This window comes from Pedobacter sp. (genome assembly GCF_041662865.1).
In the GTDB taxonomy this organism is placed as follows: Bacteria; Bacteroidota; Bacteroidia; order Sphingobacteriales; family Sphingobacteriaceae; genus Pedobacter.
In genome coordinates this window covers 76,155-101,955 of record NZ_JBAZRL010000004.1, presented here as the reverse complement: position 1 = coordinate 101,955, position 25,801 = coordinate 76,155, and the positions used below count along the sequence as shown (strand labels likewise).

General features: G+C 42.2%; 19 protein-coding genes. 3 read left to right on the top strand and 16 right to left on the bottom strand.

Annotated elements, in window-relative coordinates; all coding sequences use genetic code 11:
- Positions 1-15: 15 nt before the first annotated feature.
- The 5 genes from WC622_RS02615 to WC622_RS02595 form a co-directional block, all read right to left on the bottom strand.
- Positions 16-2,478, bottom strand: coding sequence for a TraG family conjugative transposon ATPase (locus WC622_RS02615; protein ID WP_372816996.1), 2,463 nt, complete (start codon positions 2,476-2,478; stop codon positions 16-18).
- Positions 2,465-2,800: a DUF4133 domain-containing protein gene (locus WC622_RS02610; protein WP_372816994.1), complete on the bottom strand. Its 336-nt coding sequence runs from the start codon at positions 2,798-2,800 to the stop codon at positions 2,465-2,467. Before WC622_RS02610 ends, WC622_RS02615 begins: the two co-directional genes overlap by 14 nt.
- A gap of 2 nt (positions 2,801-2,802) precedes the next feature.
- Complete coding sequence (locus WC622_RS02605; RefSeq protein ID WP_372817069.1) at positions 2,803-3,087, bottom strand: DUF4134 domain-containing protein; 285 nt, start codon at positions 3,085-3,087, stop codon at positions 2,803-2,805.
- A 118-nt stretch (positions 3,088-3,205) separates the two neighbouring features.
- Positions 3,206-3,742, bottom strand: a complete 537-nt coding sequence (locus WC622_RS02600; protein ID WP_372816992.1) for a hypothetical protein — start codon at positions 3,740-3,742, stop codon at positions 3,206-3,208.
- A 155-nt stretch (positions 3,743-3,897) separates the two neighbouring features.
- Positions 3,898-4,770 (bottom strand): RteC domain-containing protein, encoded by an 873-nt coding sequence (locus tag WC622_RS02595; RefSeq protein WP_372816990.1) that lies wholly within the window; start codon positions 4,768-4,770, stop codon positions 3,898-3,900.
- Between the two features lie 442 nt (positions 4,771-5,212).
- Here WC622_RS02595 and WC622_RS02590 point away from each other — a divergent pair, with 442 nt between their 5' ends.
- Positions 5,213-5,443 carry a hypothetical protein gene (locus WC622_RS02590; RefSeq protein ID WP_372816988.1) on the top strand — a complete coding sequence of 77 codons (231 nt, stop codon included), beginning with the start codon at positions 5,213-5,215 and terminating at the stop codon, positions 5,441-5,443.
- A gap of 55 nt (positions 5,444-5,498) precedes the next feature.
- Here the strand turns inward: WC622_RS02590 and WC622_RS02585 are convergent, their stop codons facing one another.
- From WC622_RS02585 to WC622_RS02565, 5 genes are all read right to left on the bottom strand, one after another.
- Positions 5,499-7,238 carry a TetR/AcrR family transcriptional regulator gene (locus tag WC622_RS02585; protein WP_372816986.1) on the bottom strand — a complete coding sequence of 580 codons (1,740 nt, stop codon included), beginning with the start codon at positions 7,236-7,238 and terminating at the stop codon, positions 5,499-5,501.
- 12 nt (positions 7,239-7,250) lie between these two features.
- The gene (locus tag WC622_RS02580) at positions 7,251-8,504 is read right to left on the bottom strand and encodes an aminotransferase class I/II-fold pyridoxal phosphate-dependent enzyme (RefSeq protein ID WP_372816984.1); all 1,254 of its coding nucleotides are present in this window, start codon (positions 8,502-8,504) and stop codon (positions 7,251-7,253) included.
- 268 nt (positions 8,505-8,772) lie between these two features.
- On the bottom strand, positions 8,773-10,530 hold the full coding sequence (locus tag WC622_RS02575) for an ABC transporter ATP-binding protein (RefSeq protein WP_372816982.1): 1,758 nt from the start codon (positions 10,528-10,530) through the stop codon (positions 8,773-8,775).
- Positions 10,520-12,217, bottom strand: coding sequence for an ABC transporter ATP-binding protein (locus tag WC622_RS02570; RefSeq protein WP_372816980.1), 1,698 nt, complete (start codon positions 12,215-12,217; stop codon positions 10,520-10,522). The genes WC622_RS02575 and WC622_RS02570 overlap by 11 nt, the downstream gene beginning before the upstream one ends.
- 168 nt (positions 12,218-12,385) lie before the next feature.
- On the bottom strand, positions 12,386-13,525 hold the full coding sequence (locus tag WC622_RS02565; protein ID WP_372816978.1) for a lanthionine synthetase C family protein: 1,140 nt from the start codon (positions 13,523-13,525) through the stop codon (positions 12,386-12,388).
- A 228-nt stretch (positions 13,526-13,753) separates the two neighbouring features.
- Between WC622_RS02565 and WC622_RS02560 the strand changes: the two genes are divergently transcribed.
- Together WC622_RS02560 and WC622_RS02555 are read left to right on the top strand one after the other, a co-directional pair.
- Positions 13,754-16,582 carry a thiopeptide-type bacteriocin biosynthesis protein gene (locus tag WC622_RS02560; protein WP_372816976.1) on the top strand — a complete coding sequence of 943 codons (2,829 nt, stop codon included), beginning with the start codon at positions 13,754-13,756 and terminating at the stop codon, positions 16,580-16,582.
- A gap of 88 nt (positions 16,583-16,670) precedes the next feature.
- Positions 16,671-16,835, top strand: a complete 165-nt coding sequence (locus tag WC622_RS02555; protein ID WP_372816974.1) for a hypothetical protein — start codon at positions 16,671-16,673, stop codon at positions 16,833-16,835.
- A 69-nt stretch (positions 16,836-16,904) separates the two neighbouring features.
- Here WC622_RS02555 and WC622_RS02550 read toward each other — a convergent pair whose 3' ends face one another.
- The 6 genes from WC622_RS02550 to WC622_RS02525 form a co-directional block, all read right to left on the bottom strand.
- On the bottom strand, positions 16,905-17,279 hold the full coding sequence (locus WC622_RS02550; RefSeq protein ID WP_372816972.1) for a LytR/AlgR family response regulator transcription factor: 375 nt from the start codon (positions 17,277-17,279) through the stop codon (positions 16,905-16,907).
- Between the two features lie 74 nt (positions 17,280-17,353).
- The gene (locus WC622_RS02545; RefSeq protein ID WP_372816970.1) at positions 17,354-18,796 is read right to left on the bottom strand and encodes a TlpA family protein disulfide reductase; all 1,443 of its coding nucleotides are present in this window, start codon (positions 18,794-18,796) and stop codon (positions 17,354-17,356) included.
- A gap of 10 nt (positions 18,797-18,806) precedes the next feature.
- Positions 18,807-20,192 (bottom strand): RagB/SusD family nutrient uptake outer membrane protein, encoded by a 1,386-nt coding sequence (locus tag WC622_RS02540; protein WP_372816968.1) that lies wholly within the window; start codon positions 20,190-20,192, stop codon positions 18,807-18,809.
- Between the two features lie 13 nt (positions 20,193-20,205).
- Complete coding sequence (locus WC622_RS02535; RefSeq protein ID WP_372816966.1) at positions 20,206-23,685, bottom strand: SusC/RagA family TonB-linked outer membrane protein; 3,480 nt, start codon at positions 23,683-23,685, stop codon at positions 20,206-20,208.
- 213 nt (positions 23,686-23,898) lie between these two features.
- Positions 23,899-25,038 carry a FecR family protein gene (locus WC622_RS02530; RefSeq protein WP_372816964.1) on the bottom strand — a complete coding sequence of 380 codons (1,140 nt, stop codon included), beginning with the start codon at positions 25,036-25,038 and terminating at the stop codon, positions 23,899-23,901.
- A gap of 99 nt (positions 25,039-25,137) precedes the next feature.
- Positions 25,138-25,737 (bottom strand): RNA polymerase sigma-70 factor, encoded by a 600-nt coding sequence (locus WC622_RS02525; protein ID WP_372816962.1) that lies wholly within the window; start codon positions 25,735-25,737, stop codon positions 25,138-25,140.
- Positions 25,738-25,801 lie beyond the last annotated feature (64 nt).

Here is a 25,801-nt window from a genome sequence, read left to right as displayed (position 1 = left end):
GAATGTGAATGATTGTTATTTCTTGTTTTGCAGGTCCCGCACAAGCATGGCGATACCTTTCTGCACGCTCCCGTACTTCTGGGCATATTGCTGTACCAATAGCTTTTCGGTTTCCTCGGTCGTGTATGCGTAATATTCCTGCGGGGAAACCTCCGTGCGGTAAACCTTACTGTGCTGACCTCCGAGCGAGATAAAGACTTCCTTGTATTTGCGCTTTGGATCGTTGGCCTTGTTCATGGAAAGTACCTGCGCCTTTTCCTTATCGGTTAGGCCGAGCAGTTCCTGTATCGCGTCAAACTTGTTCTGGTACTTGCTCTGGTCAAGCAAAATCTTACAATCGGAGTTGTTGATGATCGCCTGCTTCACGATGTGCGAGGAAATGATGTCTTCCACCTCCTGGGTAACGACAATGGCTTCCCCGAAAAATTTCCTTACGGTCTTAAAAACGTACTTGATATAGTCCGCCATGCCATCTTTGGAAATGGCTTTCCAGCATTCTTCGATCAGCAAGACCTTACGGATTCCCTTCAGTTTGCGCATCTTCGAGATAAACATTTCCATCAGGATCAGCGTAACTACCGGAAATAAAATAGCGTGGTCTTTTATCGCGTCCAGTTCAAACACAATAAACCGCTCATGCAATAGATCAAGGTTTTCGGTAGCATTCAGCAGATAGTCAAATTCTCCGCCCCTGTAATAAGGATTTAACACATACAGGAAATTGCCGACGTCAAAATCTTTTTCCTTCACCTTGCCATTTTCCAGTATCTGCATGTATTCGGACATCAGGAAATCATAGAAAGAATTGAAGCAAGGGAATATATCGGGATTGCGATCAAGGTGGCCGTAGTATAAAGTGAGCGCATTGGAAAGCGCTACGTACTCTGACCTGCGGAAATTCTCATCGTCTTTCTTCCATAGCGCAAGCAGCAGCGTTTTGATGCTTTCCTTTTTCTCGGTATCCAGTACGTCGCCATCGGTCAGATAAAAAGGATTGAATTTGATCGGGTCGCTTTCCGAATAGGTAAAGTAATAGCCACCGACCAAATCACAAAGCCCTTTATAACTGTGCCCGACATCGACCAGCACCACATGGGCACCCTGTTCATAATATGATCTTACCATGTGATTGGTAAAAAAGGACTTTCCAGAACCGCTTGGTCCTAAAATGAACTTGTTACGGTTGGTCGTGATTCCCTGTTTCATCGGCTCGTCGGATATGTCTACATGAACAGGTCTTCCAGAAATCCGATCACCCAAGCGCATCCCAAAAGCCGAAACAGAAGACCTGTAATTACTTTCCAGGTTGAAAAAACAGGTAGCCTGTTCTATGAACGTATCAAAGGTGTCGTTCATGGGAAAGTCAGCTTCATTGCCGGGGAGGCCAGCAAACCAGATCTGCGCTTGACCATCGGTCTCGCGCTTCGCCACCGCATCCATCTGCGCCATTGCCGAACCAACTAAATTCTTCAGGTCTTTTACCTTACCCGCCTCGTCTGACCATGCCAGTACATTGAAATGCGCCTTTATAGGAAGCCGCTGGGAAGCAATGGCTTCATTAAGAAAGTCATTGACCGCATCACGAGAAATGGCGTTCTCCCTGGAGTAGCCCGATAAAGACTGCAAGCGGAGCTTTTTCGCCTCAAGTCTCTTGATTGTTTTCTGTGCATCCTCAATAAATACATATTGGTTCAGGATGTGATTACAGTTCAAAAGGCTTCCCAATGGACTTGCGAAGCCGATGGAAAATTTAGTCCGGTCATTGCTATACTTATCATAATTGATACGGCTACCACATAAGGCAGGCATATCCTCTGCATCGGAAAGCGTGTACAGTTCCACATGCTTACTGCCTACACGGATTTCATCTTTAACCTGTATATCCGAAATGCTCGGCATCTCGGAAGCACCCAATAAGAAAACATAGCGTTCGATCACTCCAGCACTGTTTGCCGTTCCTGCAAGTTCATCATCACCTAACCGCTGAAAAGAGATAAAACCGCTATCGGTCAGTATCCGCTCCAGCTGCCCTGCGCTGTCCAGAAAATCACTGAAAAGAACGGGGTTAATGGTTTGGGCAGGTACAATGCCCTTTCGAAGAATATTGCTATAGGCCGAAGAGGAAAGCTTTCGTCCTAACGGTTTCTTGGTCAGAAAGATGTAGCAGTTGTGGTCTAAGCACTCCCGCTGGTTAAAGAACCGCTCACTGCTTCGCGATAAAAAACTATCGCCTGTATTTTCAAAATCCGCCTTGTAAGCACTTTCGGTAAACCAATCCTGTTTGTGCAGAATGCTGAATTGGGGTAGCACCCGAATTGCTTTTACCCAGGCCTGATGATAGGCCTGATAATCCCTGTCTGATAACGAAAAGATTTCCGGCAGTGTCACTTCATAGGCTAAAGTGATGTCGCCCTGCATGGACAAAATGCAACCGTGCTCTACCTTGTAGATCGGCAGGATATCTTTAGCTTCTACCATGATTTACTTGTTTAAGCGTGGTGAATAATCTCCTTGATCGGAACTTCAGGCTTTTGGGCAGGCCGCGTTTGGCCAGATACTTCATTAGGCCATATTCGCCGAACCTATGGCTCAACTTGAACGTGGAAATAAACAATACCGTCCCCAGAGACAAGATCAGTGGCAGCACGATGAAAAGACTAATGCCAGAGATGTACAGCACGGCAAAAGAGATCAGCAAGAGTACCAATCCAACAGCCAAATACGCTATGTACTGCGCTTTCAGGCCTTTAAAAACAATCGGCTTATTTACGCCCTTATTGATTTGATATACGCTGGCCATAACTATATCCCGAAAAAAGATTTAAGGACAGTCGCCACTACGACCAGGAAGATACAGCTACCGAACCATGCCGCGGCTACCTTATTGGTATCCGGCTCCCCCGCATTCCACTTGTTAAAGACCTTGACAGCGCCGATGATGCCGACAACTGCACCGATGGCATACATCAGGTCGCATCCCGTATCAAAATAACTCTTGACTTTGTTGGTGGCCTCGGCAATACCTGCATTGCCGTCCTGCGCCCAAAGGGGAGAAGTAGTAAGTAAATTAAAAGCGCATAATATCATCCCCCAAAGCAGGAATTTGGCAAAAAACTGGTTTTTATGATTATTGAATTGATGTCTCATGAATAATGATTTGAATGAAAAATTGAGTTGGAAAGTGGGTCTGGAATGTCGCTAAGTTTTAGTCCCAGAGGGTTTCCAGTTCGTCTTTGGATAAATAAAATGGTGCGTTCTCGGCCACAAAAGCATTGATCCGACCGATGTTTGGATTGGAAGCGATCTTTGGAAATTTTTCCCTAACAGTCTCCATCATTTCCATGAAGTCCAGCTTATCTCCGTCATTAGCGGCCAGGCTTGCAAAAACGCCTTTGAGCTCTTCCAGTACATCAGGCACCAGACCCACTTGCGCTAGCTTACTCTCTGCATCCTGACCACCGCCTGAAAAGCCAAAACCATCGCTGCTGACCCTGTTCATCCCCTCGGGCAACTTGGATTTTCCCATCAGTTCAGGCTCTTCTTCGAGTGAAGTTTCTGCTAATTGGTCTACGCCCTTTTCCCAGCGATGGGGAAGGCGATCTGGGGTACGTGCTGTAACCCTCGGATTGAACAGCCCAAAAAATTCCGACCTGTAAAAAATCAGCGTGATGGCGGCATACCAGATGATGGTAAGCACCAGTGTGGCAACTAAGAAATCCTGCCATGTGAATTGTTGTAACATAATATTTTTCTTTTATCCAGCCGCTGTATTACGACCGGAATTACATTGCAAATTTTCAAAGGCTGCAAATGCCAGGCTGATCCATCTTGGTATATACCATCAATAAATTTTTAATTATTGCTACCAGTCAGCACGTTAGAGCAAAAGCATCCTGCTTACCTTTTTGCAGTCCTGTCCGGATTGTATTCATCCTCTTTATCCAGTTTCTGAATCACCGCCTCGATCATCTCGTCCAGGTAGCGGGTACGGCTGATGGTCGTCCGTCGCCGGATCTCACTTAACCTTTTAGAAGGTATACCGATACTGATCTGGAATTTATCTTCCAGCCACCTGAAAATTGAACCGATGCTTGCCGTTCCGTTGTTAAGCTGACCGGAACGGTGGATGCCGAATGCCAGTTCCGCAAGGTTGATGCTGTCACCTGTCCAGCGCATCTCTTCTGTATCGGAATTTGCCTGATAAGTTGAGAGTGGATTTTTCTTGAGGTAAATGATCCGTTCGTTCAGCCATTCCCGCAGCATTTCAAAAGCCTTCATCTTGGAAAAAAGGTAGTCACTGCTGGTAGAAAAGTTAGGATCAAGGTCGGGGACATTTGGCATCAGTACCCCACTGTTCTCCACTCCCCTTACGAAATACAGATTGTCCAGTTCATTGGCATTAAGCTTATAATATTGGTAATGGAAAGGGTACTGCTTAAAGAACCGCTCGACATAGATCAGCTCGTTTTCGAAGTTGAGCCTTTGGGCTTCGGCGTCCGCAAACGGGATATTTGTTTCAATGGTATAGAGTTCCGAAAAATAGATCTGCCAGCAATAAAAGTCCGGCTTGATGTACTTGAAGAATTTGATCTCCTCAGCTTCTGACGAAAAAGGATGGTCATCAAGATAGCTCTTCAGCTTTTTGAGTGCCTGTCTGATGGGTTTTAAGGCAGTAGTTAGTTTGGTCAGGGGGTCTGTGACCTGAAAGGAAATTTCCTCCAGTTCAGCTTCAAGCTGTTTCAGCAATCGGCTGCTCAGTTCTTGTATCATAGTAGGTAGATTAATAAGTTAGCCCGGCCTGCCTGTTCACTGGCGACAACTTTTCACTTCAGCCGGAAATAGGTATCATGTATTCATAGGCATGTCAGAATTGATTTAGAGTCCATAAGAAGCAAAGGAAACCGACTTTATAATACGGGTCAAGTAGATACACCGCACATACACCCAGCGTAGATTCGTGTATTGCAAAGGGGAAATTGTATATTTGTGATAGTTAAAATATTGTATAGCGATAGCTATTTACTTGTCTTGGAAACCGACGAAATTTAAAAGACACAAGGAAAATAGGCTCATCGCCTGCGCTATAGCGCGGGTGCGGCTTATCTTGTGTCAAAGGGCTCTTCGTCGGGCCTCCAAGACGTGATTTAGTTCGTATCCCGCGCTGTATCGTTTTATAACCTCTGTCACGGGATAGCAGAACAGAAGCGTATCAATGAAAAAGTACCAAGAACCCACCTTAAATCAGCCGATAGCAACGCTAGGAATGAGCGAAGAATTCTGCGGCGTAGTGGAGATATTAGGTTTTCACACCCTCGGCGATGTCACAAAACATCACACAAGAGAACTGGCCAAACTTCCAGGCTTTTCAGTGCATCTTATCCATGAGTACGTTTCGTTCTTAGAAGAAAGGAGCCTTGGATATTATGTGGACCCCATAAAATAAAAAAGGCCACGATAGCATCCGCTATCATGACCTATCAACTAAACTAACCCTGCTATCAGAGAAATTTTCTTACATCTTCGAGCATAGCAACCAGGATCTTCTCAATTGCCCTGTATATGGCCCCGTCCTTGGGATAGAACTTACTTTTCATACTCGGTGCCGACAACTCTTCCTGAATCTTGGTCGAATAATTATAAGTGATCTTTTCAGAAAATATATCCAGGTTATCTTCCTCATAAATCCCATGATCGTATTCCAGCTTTTTCCAGAATGCCAATTGAACCGCTTTCAATTTACTGACCAGTTTAAATGGATTGGTTCCGCTCCTCCTGTCCTCATGCATGATCAGTTCCGCATCTATCCATTTGCCCAGTTCTTCCAGTACCGGGAGTTTACGGGGATCAAAGTCCCGTTTGGTATAAATACTGATTTGTGAGAGCCTCGCCTGTTCCGCTTTAAGCATTCTTCTGATATGGCCGTAATCAAATGTCGCCATCCGCGTCTTTAAACCACTGGTATAATAGGCAGTAAAGCGGCTGTAGTTATAACCAAGCCCAACAAGCGTATCCAGCAACATTTCCAATGTAAACTTACCTGAGGTCAGTTCTTCCAATACACCTAGGTACCGTTTCAGGAATTTGAAATCACACCAGCGCATATGTTCCTTTGAACTCGAAAACTGCTTCACCGGGATGTACATGATGTCGATAAGCTTTTGATCAATACCATTTTCCTGTAAAGGCTTCAGTACAAATGCCCAATGGTATTTAAACTTTTTGCTTTCCTTATCTCGGAACAGGTCTGGCAATATGATGGTTTCTGGGACATATTGTGAAACAGGACTGCGCAACGCCTCAATAAGCTGCAAGATCACTTCCGCATTTGGATTCGCATCAACTTCACTTTCGTAGAGTTTATTACAAAGCTTAATCAGCCGTCCTAAATAGACTTGCAGAAAAGTAATGATCTGCGTTTCATTGGTCAGCGTCAACAGATGTTGTGATAACATCCTTTCGACTTTCTCCGCTTCGGTCTGCAGGGACAAGTCAGGCAAATGTTCAGTTTCACCCGCTTTTTCCTCCCGCCGAAGAATTTCGGAAATAAGATGCTCAAGGGTTTCCAATTCGTAATTCATAGGTATAGTGGATGATTTATTTTCTTCGTTTGCCTTTTCATACGCCCAGGAAATGATCTGCCCTATTGTCCGATGGAATATCTTGAAGTCATGCTCCCAGTTGAGGTCAATCCCGCAAACCCTGCTCTTAATAGAATGGGCTTGCAGTACCGCGAAATATGTGCCGCCGAGTAAAATGGCAATGATGGCTTTAAAGCTCACACCCGATTTTAAAAAAGTCTCATCAGTTAGCTTGAACAGCTTTTCGCCCTCATCTTCCCTTGCCTCGGAAATGTTCCTCAGTAGTGGACTGGATTTGGTAATCTGCCAGAGAATGATCTTTTGCATTTCCTTGTTATCATAGAACTGCTTTAGGTTTTCGTGCATCAGCGCAATGAACATTTCTTTAATCTCGGTCTGATCAGCGCTTTCGTCAATTTTATACCGTTCAAAAAATGGCGGCCAGTAGTCCTTTTCATCAATGTAAGTCCGAAGCAGGTTATTCAATCCCTTAAAATGATACCGGATTAACCCCTTATCAACCTCAGCTACCTGAGCGATCCGGTTGACCTTTAGTTCGTGAACACCCGAAGTCCGCACGATTTCGCCAACCGCATCCAGCATCTTTCGCTTGCTGACTTCACTGTCCCTGATCTTGACTTCTTTTTTAGGGGTTGCCATGATAAAACGATCTTATTTTTTGACCAGTCCGGTTTTCTGGATGACCCATTCCCAGGCATTCAGTACCTTATCCAGTTGACTGAATTCATGGGTTGCCATTACCGACATCCGAATCCTCGCATCTTTACGGGATACTGCCGGATAATTGATCTGGTTGGCATAAATTCCGGCCTGTAACAACAGGTGGCATATCTCTGCATTCTGGTTGATATTTCCCACCAGTACCGGAACAATTGCCGATTTCGTATCGGTTGTCTTCAGTCCCAATGACATAAAGCCTTGTTTTAAATAGTTCATATTTTCATGCAGTTTATCCATCCACTGCGGTTCTTCATCGATCAGGTCGATTGCCCGGCTGATACATATTGATGCCGGTGTTGCCGTAGCAGAAAAGATGTGCTGACGTGACTGGAATTTTAAAAAGCTGATCAGGTTCGGACTTGCCACCACGTAACCGCCGATGTGGGCAAAAGTCTTGCTAAATGTTCCGGTAATGATGTCTACCTCTTTATACAGATCGTAAAGCTCGATCACCCCGCGTCCTGTCTTTCCGATCACGCCCGTTCCATGCGCATCGTCCAGCATCAGGTAGGCGCCATAATGCTTGCACAATTCAACAATCCTATCCAAAGGCGCTAAGTCTCCGTCTTGCGAGTAAACCCCATCAATGATCACCATACGTGTGCGGTAGGTATCCTTTGAGTTTTTCAGGATTCGTTCCAGTGCCTCCATGTCATTGTGCGGAAAACTCTTGGTATTGGTTAAAAGGCAGCCTTCCTGCACACTGGCATGTACCGCCATATCCAATATGGCCAGGTCTTCCTTTTTTAGCAAGGCTTGGATAGATGCGCTATTTGCCGTGTAGCCAGTAGTAAAAGTAATGGCAGCATCCCGTTTAAAGAACCTAGCAATTTTCATTTCCAGTTCAGCGTGAAAATCATAGTGGCCACCAATAGCAGGAGAGGCTCCCGCACCGGAACCATACTTTTCAATTCCTGCTATTGCGGCCTCTTTGATCTTGGGGTGCTGCGTAAAACCCAAGTAATCGTTACTCACCAAGCTCACAAAATCCTGCCGTTCAATTCCTGGCACCCTTAGTTTGACCACAGGTCCACAACCACTTTGTACTTCGAACCTGTAGTTCATTTGCCCCCGTAAAGTTTTGTAATCTACATACTCGCTCCATAAATCTGCCCAAGCGTAAGGATCAAGTCCGGGGATGTTCTCAAAATCCTTAAAGCTGGCATTTTCAAAATCTATTTTCATAAAATTCATATTTGATGAAGCCAAGTTACTGCCCCTTAATACTCCTACCGGGGAATTAAGGGGCGTTTTTTCAAAAAATTTTTTTAACCAAAAAAGGGGCCTTGCTATCCGGCAGACACCCCTAAATCATTAACTATTTTAACCTAATTCCTTTTGTTTAGTTTCTCGAATGCTAAAATAGGTAATGACAACCACCGAGCAGGCAACTGTTATGCAAGAAAGCTCATTTGATAGACATAAATAGGCCATTGGAAATATGATCCTTTCCTCAGCTCCCCCGCTTTTCCTTCATCAGCTTCTCTACCGCGTCGCTGAAAGAGCCGGCCCTTTCTACCTGCCCAGCATTCACAAAAAAGATTTCGTCGGCATTTTCGATGGTATTCAAACGGTGGGCAATGATCACCAAAGTGGTAAAGGAGGGCAGGCGTAATAAGATCTTTTCTAACAATTGTTCGGTTACGGTATCAACATTCGCCGTCGCCTCATCTAATATTAATAATGATGGTTTGCGCAAAAAGGCACGCATAAAAGCGATCAGCTGTTTTTGCCCCAAACTCATCTGTAAACCACCGGCACTAACTTCAGTAGCAAGGCCCTGGTCAAAAACCGAGAGTAGCTCTGTAAGTCCCATTTCTTCAATCATCTTGAGTACACTTTCGGTCTCCAATAGGTTGTAGGCTTCATTTCCGTATAAAATGTTTTCCATCACCGTTCCTGAAAACAATAAGGGCTCTTGCAGAATAAAACCAATCTGCGCTGCCCTTTCGGCATCTGAATAGGTCCTGATGTCTTTTCCCTTAAAAAATATCGTTCCGGCAGATGGATCGTACAACCTAGCCATCAACGACGCCGTCGTGGTTTTGCCTCCACCTGTAGGACCAACAAATGCATAGCGTTTACCAGCATCAAGCGAAAAAGAAATCCCATGCAAAACTTCTTTAGCGTTTGGATAGCTAAAATGTACATTGCTGAACGCTAGCAAGCCTGGTGCTGTCTGGGTTAAGGTATCTGGTAAAATTGTTAAGTTGCTTTCTAGGCTCAATAGATTCGAGATCCTGTCCCATGCGGCTAGTGCCGTTTGGAAGCTTGTCCATAGTGTTGCTAGTTGCCTAATGGGGTTGTAAAAATTGTTGGCATAGGCAATAAAACTAATGAGCAAACCTATGGTTAAGCTGTTGTTCTTGATGAGATAGATGCCATAAATTAACACTAACAGTTGGGCAACATTAGCAAACAAGCTAAATACGGGCATAAACACAGTATTCGCCACACCAGCGCCTATTGCTGTTTTGTAGTTCTGCCCGTTGGTTGTATCAAAACGTCTTCTAAAATAATCTCTGCGGTTAAAAGCAACCACCACTTTAAAATTCTCCAAGCTTTCCTGTATTTCGCCACTCAGCATACCCGTACTTTTAAGGTTGGCGGCATTTTTTTTCCGCACCCAGGGCGAAATCCGGTTGACAAAAAGCCAGATCACCATCGCAGGCAATACGGTAACTACACCCAGCTTAAAATTCAGGCCCAACATAAATGTTCCGGCAGCTAGGAGCGTAAATAAGCTGCTCACAAATTGTAAAAGGGCTTGCGAAAAAAATTGGTTCAACCGTTCGGTGTCGCTATTCACCCTTGAGATCAGGTCGCCTGCTTTGTTCTGGTTAAAAAAAGCAACAGGAAATTGCTGGATCTTTTTGAATACGGCATTTTTCATGCTAAATAAAATCCGTTGGGCAGCACCGCCCATTAAGATAGTTTGCCAATAACTTCCGTTAAAAACGATGGTATACAACATCAGTAATAGCCCTGCAACTAACAATACCCCATCAAATTGCTTGGTTGCGATATAATGATCAATGGTATAACCGATAATAAATGGGCCTAAGAGATTGATAAAGGTATTGAGCAGCATTAACAACAGCGCATACACCAAGTTTTTTCTTTCATTGCCAGCTACTTTGGTCAATTCTTTCAGTTCTGCAAAAATAGATCTCTTTGTGGTTTTTGGCTCTACGTTTAGATTATAATTCATCGCTATTGGTGCTACGTTGCGAATTAAACAATTGTACGTATTCTGGGCTTTTTTCCATGAGTTCTAAATGAGTTCCCTTATCCAACAGCTCGCCTTCCATCATTAAGATAATCTGATCGTAATCTGCTACTGCCGCGATTTTCTGCGCAACAGAAATTAGGGTAATCCCAGGGTAATTTGCATTAATGTTTGCTAAAATCCTTTGCTCGGTTTGTTGGTCTACCCTGGCAGTAAAATCATCCAGCAACAAAATCTTTGGACCAATAGCCAATGCCCTAGCCAACATGATCCGTTGTTTCTGTCCGCCCGATAAATTTAACCCGCGTTCTGAAACGTCGGTTTCTAGTCCATTAGGAAGCGAATCCACAAAATCAGACAGCTCGCTACTTTCAATGGCTTTGACCAAGGCAGCATCGGTCACTTCTTTGGAAAAAGCAATATTTTCTCGCAGGCTCATGTTGAACATCACACTATCCTGGAATACAAATGCCAACTGGCGATAAAAAGAATCTTGGCTAAGCTCGGCCAATGGATGTCCATCGTAGCTAATGTCTCCCGAATTTGCATTAACCATGCCCGCTAATAATGACAATAAGGTAGTTTTACCCGCAACAGTAGGTCCAACTATCGCTACCTTTGAGCCTAGCGAAACATCAAAACTGATGTTTTTAAGTACTTTTTTATCGCCATAAGCTAAATTGATATGAGTCACGCTCAACTTGCCGGTAAGTGCTACATCTAAAGTACCTGAATGCAGTTCATCTGGCCAGTTTAGTGCCTTTTGCACCCGCTCATAAGAAACGGTGGCCTGCACAATCACGTTGCTCATAAACCCAATTATAATAATGGGAAAAATAAGCATTGCCAAGTAACTGTTAAATGCGGCCAATTCGCCTATGCTCATGCGGCCTATGATGACTAAGTGCCCGCCATAAACCAAAATCACAAGTGCAGCCATACTAGCGGTAAAGGTAATGATGGGAATAAGCCAAGCAAAAAGCCTAAGGATAGACAACCCTAAATCCCTGCCTTTTACACTGGCCACCAAAAACTTGTCGTACTCCAAATGCTGTGAATTTACAACCCGTACCAAGAAAGCGCCTAAAATGCTCTCCGAAATGATCTTGTTCAAACGGTCTATCACCTCCCGGCTTACCTTGTACTTGGCTTTCACTTTTTTAAGCACTAGGTAGAAAGTGACCCCAATGGTTGAAGTGATACAAATAACGATCAGACCGAGCTGCCAATCGATCCCGAACAGCAAAATTGCTGAACCAAAAATGATCACCACCGATGAGATGATGGAAACAATGGCCTGTGAAACAAAAGCCTTAACGGCCTCCACATCGCTGGTAAGGTTGGTCAATAGTTTTGCGGCCGTATGTTCGGCAATAAAGCCCACCCCTTGTTTAGAAATCTTAACAGCCAGTTTGGTCCTAAGGTCCAGCGAAACTTTTTCTGAAGTATAGATCTGCAAAAGCCCCTGCAGGTAGCCAAATGAAAAAACCAAGAAGGTAATGCCCGCAAACTGCCACATCGCTCTGTCCATATCGAAAGATTGATGGGAATATCCATCTATTACCTTTCCGATCAGTTTGGGCAGCAGCAAGCTCAATGCATTTCCCAAAAGGGCCAGTAAAAGTAGCAAAACAATTTTGCCCCAATAGGGCCTGAGCAAACCGATCATCACACTAAGTTATCAACAAAAAATGCACAACCCAAACCATATCCAAACACAGCAAACAAAAAAATGATGTAGAACCGTATTTGCCATTCATTATCAATTGTAAAAAACCGAATGATCGTTTATGCTCCATATTAGAGTAATAGCAAGAGAATTATACCCTAAGACAGCCTAAGCCATCAACAGAACTTGTTCCCAACTGGCAAGCTCGGGCTTAAGGTAACTTATATATGCCAAACCTACCCCTGGCAGTCCCTCCAGTAACTCAATCCTATTTCCACAAGACTGTTCCAAACTCAATCCGAACCAATAATCCGCACTCTCTTTTAAGGTCGGGTCTGAATATGCGATGGCAAACTTGTTAAAAATATGCCCAATACCAGCAGATCCATGGCACAGAGCGCTGTCATTTACTTTATCTTTTATCTGATCGCGCCTTTTAGCAGCGTGGGCCAAAATCCTTTTGATCACATTATCGAGTTCCCTATCCTTTAAAATCATATTCGCAGCATGTAACGAAAGGCAAACGCCCAGGTCCCCATAACACCAGCCCAACCTGGAATTCCTTTCAGGCTCGGTTCCAGGAATATGGAAACTTGGAAAAATAGCGCCATCTTCAAAATCACCATTAGACAACGAAAGCAGATAATCGGTAGTCATGCTGATTAGTCGATGCGTTCTTTTTGGATCAATTCCACTGTGATAAGCCTTACATAAAACGACTAAAATAGAAGGAACCCCGTGTGAAAGCCCCAAATTTCGCTGTCCCTGAATCTGCTGAAGGTTTATAAAATCACAATCCGGCCAACTTATCAGGTTGCCTTCCTTGATACTCAAATCCTCCAGTAGATCCACTCCATGAGTGAGCCAAGCATTTACTTTTTCACTTTCAGGTTTCGCTAAAAAATAAAGAAAGATCCCAAGACCGCCCACAAGGAAATCATAATGACCACGCGAAAGCTCAAAAACCATCCTCTTGTAGAGCATCTCTTCATTCTGCTTGAATATTTCGCTAGTATCGGCTTCCAGAAAACCCTGTTCATTGCAATATTCCATTAACCAGCCTAGGCCTGACATTCCATAATAAAAGCTAAAATTATCGATTTCAAAAGCAGTTTCGCTGAAGACCTGTTCAATGAGCCCGACACCTTTCTCTAAATACTCATCAGAACCCCTAAACCTGGAGTACTCCATAAAAAACAAAGCTATACCAAGCTTACCTCCTAGCAGGCCCATAGGCATTGCTTGCAACGATGCCTCTTCCATTTCTGTGGCTATTAGCTTTAGTCGTTTTGCTATTTCCCGTTTCATTAAGCATTAATTAAGCAATCATCCCTTGCAAAGGAAGTCAAATTCTAAATTTAAGCAACAAAAACAAGTTAGTACCCTAAATTACACCAATAACACTTTTCAATAGATGAAAGCAATGATTTGGTCTACGCAATACTACCCTATATGTATCAAAAATGGGCGTTCGTCTAACATGCTAAGATTGATGAACATCTTCTGTTATTTTTAAATGAGATAAACACTAGAATCATGATCAAACTTAATATCCATCCAACGGTAATCTACCGCGTTCCACAGTTTTCCTACCAAAGCGAACTGAAAGATTGCTGGGGAGAGCTCAAACAATCAATCGCTATTTCGTCTACTGATTTTTACCAGCAGATCAAGGACATCGAGATAGATCAATTAGATACAATGCCCCAAAAGCTAAAACACACCGTATGGAAATACTTTAACCGGGCTAAATATCGGGCTACACCGTACGGCACATTTGCTGGTTTCGGCATCATCGAGAAAGAAGATCCTTCGACTAACAAACTCATCATAAAGAACAAGCAGGCGCTACATGCATTTGTCGACTGGCCAGAAAAAGACAAGCTCGAATATATCTTCCAAGACGTGATCGATCAAAACCTTCACCTTTTTGCTAATAGCAGTTATTATCTAACCATCGACTCGATTAGGTATCTCAGCTGCAATGAAGGACTATCTGAACTTACTGACCTTGAGAAAAATGTCGACGTTATTGAAATATTAAAAGCCTGCGAAAAACCAATACCCATAAATGACTTATGCGAAAACTTAATAGCATCTGGGCATGAAAAAGCCGAAATCCTTTCGCTAATTGAGGACATGATCGGCATACAACTGCTCATTACTGAAAGGGATCCAAATATCATCGGCCTTGATTATTTTCAGCGGATTGGCCATTTAGCTCTGAACAATAGTGATGCATATCACCTGACTGAAAGAGAATCAATTAAAGGTGATCTCGATCGAGGTCTATGTAGACATATCATATCCCTGTTACCTTTAATTAAAAGTCCAGACCCAAGAGACAGGAATATAGAACTTCAAAAATTTACCGCGAAATTCCAGAAAAAATTTGATCAGCGTGAAATACCGTTAATGCAGGTCATTGACCCGGAAATAGGTGTTGGCTATGGGGACATGGAGCGGGACTCCGGGACTAAGGACTTCATTGTTGGATTCCGTAAGAAGAACAGTGAAGAGTTTGGGTTCTTTAATGAATTCAAAGCCTCGCTTGATCGCAAGATGAAGATGGCTATAAGCCCTGGGCAAACCATTTTCCTAGACGAAAAACAACTCAAAATCCCTGAAAAAGGACCCATTATGACTAATTCTTGTGGTGTGCTGATAACTGTTGCTGATGAACTAATTTCCTTAGAAATGACTGGCGGTAGTACAATTAATATATTAACTGGACGGTTTACGTTGGATAATCCAACAGTCCTTGAATGCGCAAGAAATGTAGCAAACAGCGAACAACACGCCAATCCCGACGTATTGTTTTTTGACATTGCCTATCTTATTCAAGACAGACTCGACAATGTGAACAGGAGACAGCTTATCTACGATTATCAACTGAGCATCTTAAACTACGATACTTCAGCAGATCCTTTGACCTTAAATGATATTTATTTATCCATCCAAAATAACCAGGTTGTACTTCGTTCAAAAAAATTGGATAGGAGGCTCATTCCAAGGATGAGCACAGCTTATAACTATACAAGATCAGATCTCCCTTTATTCCGCTTGCTTTGTGATCTGCAATTGCAGAATATTCCTCCAAACATCCCGCTAAAACTGAAGAATATCTTTTCTGATCTTAATTTTTATCCAAGGCTGCAGTATAAAAACATAGTCCTTTCACCAGCTAGGTGGAAGTTGGAATACAACCGACTCCAGGAAATGAATATATTTTCACCAGAAGGCTTAAGGCAGTATTTCGCCAAACTGAATATGCCAAGGCACGTAAAAAATGGGGATTCTGATATGACACTATGTTTCGACACCCAAACAGATCTCGATATGGAAGTGTTGATAGGCTTGTTGGAAAAACAAAAGAACTTGTACCTCGACGAGGCAATTTTACCAAGAGAGCCTAATATATTTGATGAGAATGGCAATCCCTATATCGGCGAGTTCATCCTGAACCTTTGTCATCAGGAAAATGTATATAAGGGAATTGCATCGTGTGCAAACTTTAAGGAAAAGGTGGAAGTACCAGGTTTTTATCTCCCAGGAAGTGAATGGCTCTACTACGAGATTTATTGCCACCCCCGTCGGGGTGATCAGCTACTCGTTGAATATATCCGCCCTTTTTTAAAGGTTCACCATCAGTTGATTGAAAAATGCTTTTTTATCCGCTATAATGAAAATGGCGAACATATTCGTTTGAGAATTCTTCTTAGAGACCTTAGAGACGCTTACCGTTTGACTTCCAGTCTTTCAGTGCTGTTACAACCACTTCTGCAGCATGGCATGGTTTCAGACCTACAATTCAAAACCTATAAAAGGGAACTCGAACGATATGGAAAGGACCTCATGGAAACAATCGAAACACATTTCTGCTTGGACAGCAAATACGTACTACTGCTTTTGGAAGCGCAGCCATCAGCTACCGAAAAATACCAGCTCTGCATAGCGCTCCTTAATGAAATCAAAGCTTCGGGCATATTGAACAATATCGGAATCAAACAGCTGATCGAAAGATTTTCGAACAGTTTCATCAAGGAACATCAGCTCGATGCACAAGGTTTCAAAAAGCTAAACAGAGAATATAAGCTGTTCAAAGAAACCAAAGCTTTTATTCCCAATGCGCAGCAGCAATCCGCGTTCAACCAGCTTAAAGACCATTTCATAAATATTTTGGAAAGATGTACCGATGCAAGAAAAGAGCAGATAATGGGCGATCTGATCCACATGCAAGTGAACCGTTTGTTCAACCAGGACCAGCGGATACATGAAATGGTCATGTACTATTTTGCTCTGAAAGAACTTCAGAGGCAAGCAGCCATGAAAACGGCACCCGTGGATGAACTTTACATCTACTGAAAAAAGGTTTTGGTGTAAATAACTAAAGAATAGGAACACTAGAAGTTATCTTTAATCATAGAAATCACCAACTCAAAATTTAAAAAACATGAAAACTACAAAACAAAACACACTGCGCAAAAAGGTAGTATTTTCTTTTAATGCAAATCGCCCAGCCAATCAATTCGACCAGCTTTCAGGCGGTACACATGATCCAACAACAACTACTGTTACATCACTTCCATCTGTGAACTGTCCAACAAGGGGTTGTTAAAAAAGAACCTAAAACAATAAAGCTAGTTTTCCTAGCTTTATTGTTTTGAACATATTACAAATTTTTGTTTTAACCTCTACGTTTGCTCCTGACCAGCAAAGGCTCCAACGTATCAAAAAAAGACTGGCGGTAGTTCGGTCCAAGCGCCACGGTAACATTGTTGCCCAGGTACACCATATTCCCCTCCACCCCAACGATCTTTTCTATATTGACCACAAAGGACTTGTGCACCCGCAGAAACTGCTTCTCCGGCAGTACCTCTCCGATCTCGCCTATCGTCAGATAAGTAATATAGGTCTTTCCCATCAAATGGATGCGCAGGTAGTTCAGTGCACTCTCCACATACAGGATCTCATCCTTCGGTATCCGCACCAATTTCCCTTTTCCCTCACATTGAATGAAGAAATAAGGGAAATCCTGTTCGAGTGGCTTGCTGTTTATCATAAACTCGTAGTCAATATCACGATTGCATGGTAAAAATAAGGGCGATAGGCAACCTGAAACATCACGCAGCTTTACTATTGCCTTACTCCTCTTTTATTTAATTCAGCATAAATCAATTTAAGCATATCCGCTCCACCATCATCGCGAGGGCTAATCGGATTATTCATTATTTTCCCGGCCTGATTTATGAGAATTAGTGTAGGAAAACCCAATATTTTATACTTTGAAAGCTCTGGATGGCTTTGTGCCATACCATCAGTATACAATTCAATGCAACCCTTGAAAGTGTATTCGCCTGCCTTTACACTTTTTAGCCACGTCGCTTTCGATTTATCAACCGAAATACTTAAAAAAACTACCTTTTCCCTTTTTAGTTTTTCGGCAACATATGCTAATTTTGGTGCCAGCTCCTTGCAAGCCCCACATCCGGTAAACCAAAAATCCAAAACAACAATATTCCCCCTGTATTCAGATAACGAATGGTTTCTACCATCTTTATCAGGTAGGGAAAAGTCAATAGCTTCCCTGCCTTCAACCCTGTTCGCTGTTGCCTTAACAATAATGTCTTTGAAGATTTGATTCGAAAATGCCGATAGAGCATAATTTTGAGGGGCGGTCATATTACTCATCTTAATATTCTTGATTATGAGATAAGTACCCAGTTGTTCTTTTAATATACCATGAAAATTTTCATACACGTAGTCAATGCATTTGGTCGGATCAAATTTTTCGTTTATGGCAGTACAGTAATCATACGTATACTTGCTGGTCACATAATAAGGGAAGACATAAGAATACAAATTGCCACCAATAACGGATGGTCTGCCCTTCATTAACAGAAGTCCTGGGTCGTAACCGATTTGCTGCGCTGTAGTTTTCTTTAAATTGAGCAGGGAATACTTATAATTTGCAGCACCATAAATAAGGTCTGTTTTTAACAAGGAATATATACTCTGTGGCATTTTTTCCTCATAGCTCTTAAGCTTTTCAAGATTATATTTTAGCTGCTCATCAGTAAATTTAAATTCTTCTATTAATGGCTTATTGTTTCTGTCTGACCACCCATAATTATTAAATTTTTCTTTACCTTCTCTTGTCATTTCTATGATACAATCATAAATTGACGAATTAGTCCCTGAGAATTTGCTTGCATCACTTGATTGGTCTATATTGATTTCATCGTTTGGCGAAAGGATAAAGTGGACATAATTTAAGTCACTTGCCTCCCTAAAATTGAATACAAGATATAGGGGATGTGTTAGGCTGTCGATTATAAACTGGTACTGATTATCCTTTATAGTAGTGAAAATCTTTTTATTGATTCTTGCGTCGTCAATACCATAATCTATCAGGGTTATTTGTACCACCCCACCATTTGGGATATTTGAAGTCTTACCCGTGATCACTGCTCTAGTGGCAACCACGCTGACGCTATCAGAATCTTTACCTAAGCTGACTTCTGTCCTAAAAAGAAAAAGTATTATTAGGACTATGTATGTATAATTAGTTATTTTCATATTTTTTCGATTATCTTTTATTTTGCTCGAGCCCACTTAATTGTATTTCTGACACCGGTAGGGGAATCGCATACCTCTGGTCGTTTGGGGGAAGACTATAGGTTTCACCATTTACAGTCCTAGTCAACGTAGTCTCAAACCCATTTTCTTTATTGAACCTGCGCAGATCAGTCCACCTGAGCCCCCTGAACAGCAATTCCTTTCTTCGTTCCACCAAAATCTTGGCAAGGGCTTCCTGCGAATTCTGTGCAACTATTGGCGGGTATGCGACCCCTGATTTCCACCTTGCCATTAATAGAGTATTCAGGTCCCCCAACGCAGCTATAGCATTGCCTTTGCGCGCAAAACATTCGGATCTGATAAGATAGACTTCATCCGTTGCAATACCTACATAATGCTGCCCCATATAATTGTAGCTGCCTTTAAAAAAGATTTCGTTGTTGCTTGTCCTAAAATATAGCCGCTTCCTAAGATCATTATCATTATAGGTTGCAACAAAGGCCGGATCAATTCTTGCAGTTGTCCTATTAGCAACTGTTAACCCAGTATTGATAGTAACATTGAAAATATCCTCATCGATAAATGCCGTATGAATAGAAGAAGTACGAGATGCCGAGAAGATATTGTAATCTGTGAGAACGCTATTTTTGGCTAGAAATCGGTCGGCGTAATCAAAGGCCTTATCATAATGCCTCAATGCTAAGTTGACCCTTGCCAAAAAGCCAAGTGCTGCCAACCCCGATGGTAGGGTTTTATGATCATTTCGTTCCTGAAGCAATGTTAGGGAAATTTCCAGATCCGAAATGATCTGGGCATAGCATTGCTCTACCGTGGCCCGGGTCGATTTCAAATTGATATCAGCCGTTAATCGCAATGGAATCCCCAGGTCAGTCTTCGATGTAATTTCATCATAAGGCATACCGTAGGTTTGGACCAAATGATAAAACGCCCATGATCGAAAAAAAAGCGCCATTCCTTTTAGATTATTGAACTTTGCTTGCTGTGAAGGTGCGATGGTTAGTTTTGGAATGCCATCTAGAATAATATTGCAATAATAGACTTGTTTATATGCGGCATTCCAAATATTATCACCGCTACTTGTTCCCTCATCAATGTCCTTGGTCCATTTATATAAATTTCGGCCTGCATTCGATGAAAGCGAATTGAATACAGCATCTGTTACGTAAAATTCATCTGAGGAAATCGTACCCTGGTTTGGAATGGTTCCATTGTTAAAAACCCCAGTGTTGTTGAGCAGCTTTTCGTAATCTTCTAATGAGGCCGGCAAGATCAGCGATTGATCTGGTTTTTCATCAAGGAATTCATCTTCCTTTTTACAATTAAACGATAGGGCAGCTACTACCAGAAATATGATTATTGTTAATGTATTTTTCATTTCTTTTTACATGTTAAAATTTAACTTTTGCTCCCAACGAAAAGATTCTTGCAGCAGGAAAGCCGCTCGTATATACGTCCGGATCTATCCCGCTTTTATTAGCCCTCCATAAAATCCCAACATTGTTTGTATATCCGTAGATCTGAATTTTCTTTAGTCCGGTTTTAAGGTTGTTGGTTTTATTGAAGTTGATATCATACTGCAGGGTGATATCCTGTAACCTGACGTGGTCGCCCTTTTCTATCAATGCTTCTGAATTGAGGTAGAAATTTTCCCTGTTGGTTGTTACCGGCGGCAATTGCACAGAAGGTACGTTGGTAGATTGCTCGTCTCCCGGTTGTTGCCATCTGCGATAATAGTCGGAATGCCCACTGCCAACATACAGGCCGGCATAGCTTAATGAGGTTCTTCGATAATAATATCCAAACTTATATAGCAGGTTTAGAGATAATGACAGGTTTTTGTATGTGAAACTATTTCTCAGCGAGCCGAATTCCGTTGGCCTTGCCGGCCCGTTGTATACCATGTCATTAATCCCCGTATTCGTAATAATGGACGTCCAGTCTTTACTTACCGCTCCGTTTAAATAGCCTTGTGGGTCTCCTGTATCATGTGACAGGCCCGCCCAGCGATAACTATAAACAGCAAATAACGGTTTACCAACCAACGGCTGAATTATACTTGAACGTATGCCATTTATATAAGATGTTGCAGATTCCTGAATATTGTAGGCCGTTACGATATCCATAGCCCTGCTCAGCTGAAAATTAGAAGACCAGGTAAAACCCCTTGAATTCAGGTTTAAAGAATTCAGGTTAATGTCAAAACCTTTTGTACTTGTATTAGCTGTGTTGCCGTAAAAAAGGGAATAACCGGTGGATCCAGCTAATAATGAGTTGCCAAATAGATCGACACCTTTTTTAAAATAAAACTCAATGCTTCCACTTATCCTGTTTTTAACGGCTGAAAAGTCATAACCCACATTGATCATCCTGACTTTTTCCCATCTTAGCTGATCATTGCCGGGTCTTTGTATCACAGCTGCAGGATTGCCATAATAAAACGGATCGGTAAAGGTGAAGAAAGCAGGATATGCAGATGCACTCTTATCAATATTTCCATTATAGCCATAAGTAATCCGAATCTTGCTGTAAGGCAACCAGCTGACATGGTAAAAATCTTCCTTAGACATATCCCACGCCAACCCCACGGAATATAATGGAGCTGCTTTTTGATTGGTTTTAACCCCGAACAGGTTCGACTTATCTATTCTTCCGCTGATGGTAACTATATACCTGTCGTATAAAGCGTAGCTAGCATTGCTGAAATAAGAAATATAACGGTCGTTGTATCTTCCAAAACCATTTATGGTTGGAATGAGCAATGCACCAGATGGATTTGTCGGATACGCTGTAGTCAAGTTCACATTATAGGAAGTTAGGGTATTTTTGTCATAACCATAAGTAGTATTAGCGCGATTTTCTGAGACAGACTCACTTATTTCCACACCTGCAATCGCAGTTAGGTTGTGTATATTGCTCCAGTTATTATTAAAATCCCCCTGTAGTCTTCCCCTATTTGTTCTCAACTCGTTGATACGGGTATTTAGAATACCGCCTTCCAGGGGCACTGGGTGAGGCGAACTGCTTTGTGGGTTAAAAAAGCGGTTAACGAGATCCCTTGTATAGTATGTTTCCGGGCTCTTGTAGCTATCATTGGTAAGGGCACTTTTCTCATGCTGATACTTCAGCGAAACGTTTAGTCCTTGTAAAATTCTATAGGACGCTCCCAAATTAATCTTATTATGCAACTGTGTCGATTTATCGTCGGCCAACCCTAGCTCGTCATATGGCCTATATCTCCAATCCTCAAATCCCTGACCTAGAGCATCTAGATAACTTGGGTTAAAATCCCTTATTACTATGTTTGATTGACCGGTTTGATCGTCAACCAGGTCGGTGTAGATAGGCAAGGTGCCCGAATCCTGAAGTCTCGCTAGATCACTTAGAACACTATTTGTCTGATTCTTTGTCTGGGTGAAGTTTATATTCGCCGAAAGAGTCAGTTTATCGGTTAAATAAAAATTTAAATTTGAAGTCAGATTGAGCCGGTTATTCACGAAGCCTGATTTTTCGGGCCTATTGTTATCATAGCCCAACGAAAGATAATAGTCGCTCTGTTCACTGCCACCATTGAAATTGAAGGCATATTGTTGGCTTACACTTTTTTGATAGAAATATCTATCAAGATCATTTCTGATATCAACTCCTTTCATGCTATTCAGTAGTTTTTGACCTTCTTGATTTGTAATCCTGCCTTTCTTGATATTGTCCAGAATGCTAACTGCCTGGGGTATTACTGGAAAATTCGAGTTATTGAGATCATTTGCATAAAAACCCCTTTCGTATAACATCTGTTGAATATCTACGCGATCACTTGAGGTGATGCTTTCGAGTGGCTTATAATGTAAATCCGGTTTATCTCCGATGGTCAAATTACTATTGAATTCAATATTTAACGGCTGACCTTTTTTTCCTTTCTTTGTGGTAATTACAATAACTCCATTTCCTGAACGTACCCCCCATATGCTTGAGGCCGCTGCATCCTTTAAAACAGTTATACTTTCCACATCATTGGGGTTGATGTTCGAAATGCTGCCTTCATAAGGAAAATTATCTACTACAATTAACGGTTGATCATTAGCAAAAAGCGTACTGTGCCCCCGGACATTGATATCATTGTTTCCATTAATGCTGTTTGGTGTATTTTTATTGAAAATCAAGCCAGGTACATTGCCTTCGAGCCGTTCTAAAATATTTGTACTGACCCGTTTATTGAGTAACGAATTATCGACAAGTACAAAGGAGCCGGTAGCCCGTTCTTTTGGCAGATTTTGAAAACCCGTATTTATAATACTTACTTCTTCAAGATTTCCAGAGAAAACGATCATGGAAATTGTTCCCAGGTCTTTTGCAGCAAGAACTTCCTTAAGCACATAACCTAGATAGGAAATCACCAGCACGGTTTTTTCATTAACATTAACGAGGAAAAACTCACCTTTTTCGTCCGTTCTCGTAGCCTGGCCAGTCCCCTTAACGGTCACCGAGGCACCAACAAGCGGGGCCCCTTTCTCATCCACGACTTTACCTCGAACATCAATTTGTCGAAATCGGGCGACAATTTTGTCAACGGCGGACTTCTCCTTTTCTTTAATCATCACCGTCTTTTCCTCGATCTGAAATTCCAGCGGCTGATTCTTGAAGCAAATTTCTAATACCTCTTCGATCGAAGCATTTTGTACTTTGATCGTAACAGGCTTGGCAGACTTAAGTAGGGTCTTGTTATAAAAGAAATCATAACCGCTTTGCACTCTGATTTCGTTGATGATCTGTGATAAGGGCGCACTGTTCTTGTTCAGCGTAATTTTCTGCGCAAAAGAACTGGCGCTGACCTGCATGATAGCTGTGGTGATTAAAATGACAATTAGTTTCATAACCAGCAGGAATTTATATAGGGCATGGCGGTTGCCTCCATACCTATAATGTAAGTTTAAATTCATAAATTTGAATTGTTGGGTTTGGTCTTAAAATGTTTAGTTGAATAGATATTTTATCCGATCTTATCGGCATTGGCAAACCCGCATTTTTGGTCAGAGATGCTTCGAACCATCTCTGGCTTTTTTACAGGTTGCCGTTTTTAGTAAAGCTTACCTCATGACGACGACCCTCCTCCCTTCAATCTTAAAATGAACGTCTCCGTTAAACTCAATGATTTTCAATAGGGCGGATATATTTTTAGATCGGGACACTTTCCCCGCAAACTGCAAATTCGCATCAGGCTTGTAATTATATACAACCTCAACATCATACCATCTGCCCACTTTGCTCATAATGGACTCCAAATTTTCATCAAATTTGAAATAACCGTTTTTCCAGGCCACCACATCCTCGATGTCCACCTCATCGGTCACCTTTATATTTCCATTTGTAGCCTGTGCCTGCTCGCCTGGTTTAAGCAAAGCAGACCTGTTTTCCTTAGAGATCTTAACCGAGCCTTCTAACAATGTCGTTTTGATCACCTTTTCGTCAGGATACGCCATTACGTTAAAATGCGTTCCCAATACTTCAATGGTCTGACCTAAACTTGATACTTTAAAAGGCTTAGCCTTGTTATGTGCAATTTCCAAGTACGCTTCCCCTTTGATTTCTACTTTCCGTTCCTTTCCGGTAAAGCTGGTAGGGAATGTAATGCTAGATAAGGCATTAAGCCAAACGCGGGAGCCATCGGACAGCACAGCCTGCCACTGACCACCTACCGGAACTTCGATGGTATTGTATTGTGGGATGCCTATTGCTGACGAACCATCTTTAGCTACCTCATAAACCAGTTGCCCGTCAGCTGTTTTGGTAATCTTCATACCCGACTGTAGAGCAAGTTGACCATTTACGGCATCTGTCAGACTGATTTTCTCTCCATTTGCCAAGGTCAAGATTGCCTTGTTGCCGCCTGGAATTATTTTCTCAGCAAGTATCTGCTGTTCAGTATCTATTCTTTTATCGCCAAAATACCATAGACCCGCCCCAAAGATCACCACCGCAATTGCCGCAGCTGCTACAATGCGAGGCCATAGTTTAACGGTTTTAGTTCTGGCAGAAGTAAAACCAGCCTTCTCTGCAATATTTGAAAAGATGCGGTTTTGAAGTTCCTCCCTATTTTCAGCGCCTGAAATCTGCAAGGGCAGCTGGTCATCACTGGCCAGCCAGTCGTAATACTGTTTCAGTTCGGCATCGCTGATGGTCTTATCCGCAATTTTTTGGGTGAGTATGTCAATCTGCTTTTGATCCATTGTTGGGCTATTTATAACATAGTCCAATCATGAGCAGTGAAACCCTACCATGAGGTAATATTTTTTTAATAATTTTTTAACACAGTCTTTAGCGCAAAGCTATTTAAGGAGTTCATGACCCAAAAGGATCAGTACGGTCGTTGGCCCCAGATTTTTCTTTAATACCTTCAAAGCGTGCGTCACGTGCTTTTCGACGGCCTTTTCCGAAATATCCAATTCAGCAGCAATCTTTTTATTGGTGTATTCTTCGTTTCTGCTCATTTTAAAAACAAGCTGGCACTTCGCAGGTAAACTTAACACCACTTTGTCCAAACGCGCCTGCAATTCCTCGAAATATTCCATACTGAGGTCTGGCATCTGGCTAAGCTTGACTTCCTCATCAGTAGCCGCTCCAATTTTCTGTTCAATGATCGCCCTTCGTAAGGCTTTCTGCCTGCGGTTGATGATCTGGTAATGTACCGCACTAACAAGGTATTTCTCAAAATTTTCCTGAATGTGAAGCTTCTCCCTGTTGTCCCAGAGTTTTAAGAAAATATCCTGAACAGCCTCTTCAGCTTCGGCTTCATCTGAAAGTTTCTTTGCGGCAATGTAAAACAGCTTATCCCAATAGGTATTATAGATTTGAGTAAACGCGACATGATCTCCCGTCCGCAAAAACGCGATCAGTTGCTCTTCATCGTATGTATGATATACCGACATTTGCGTGCTCCCCGAAAGCTAAGATACGCAAATGTTAAGATAAAATAAAGAAATCACCCCTGAC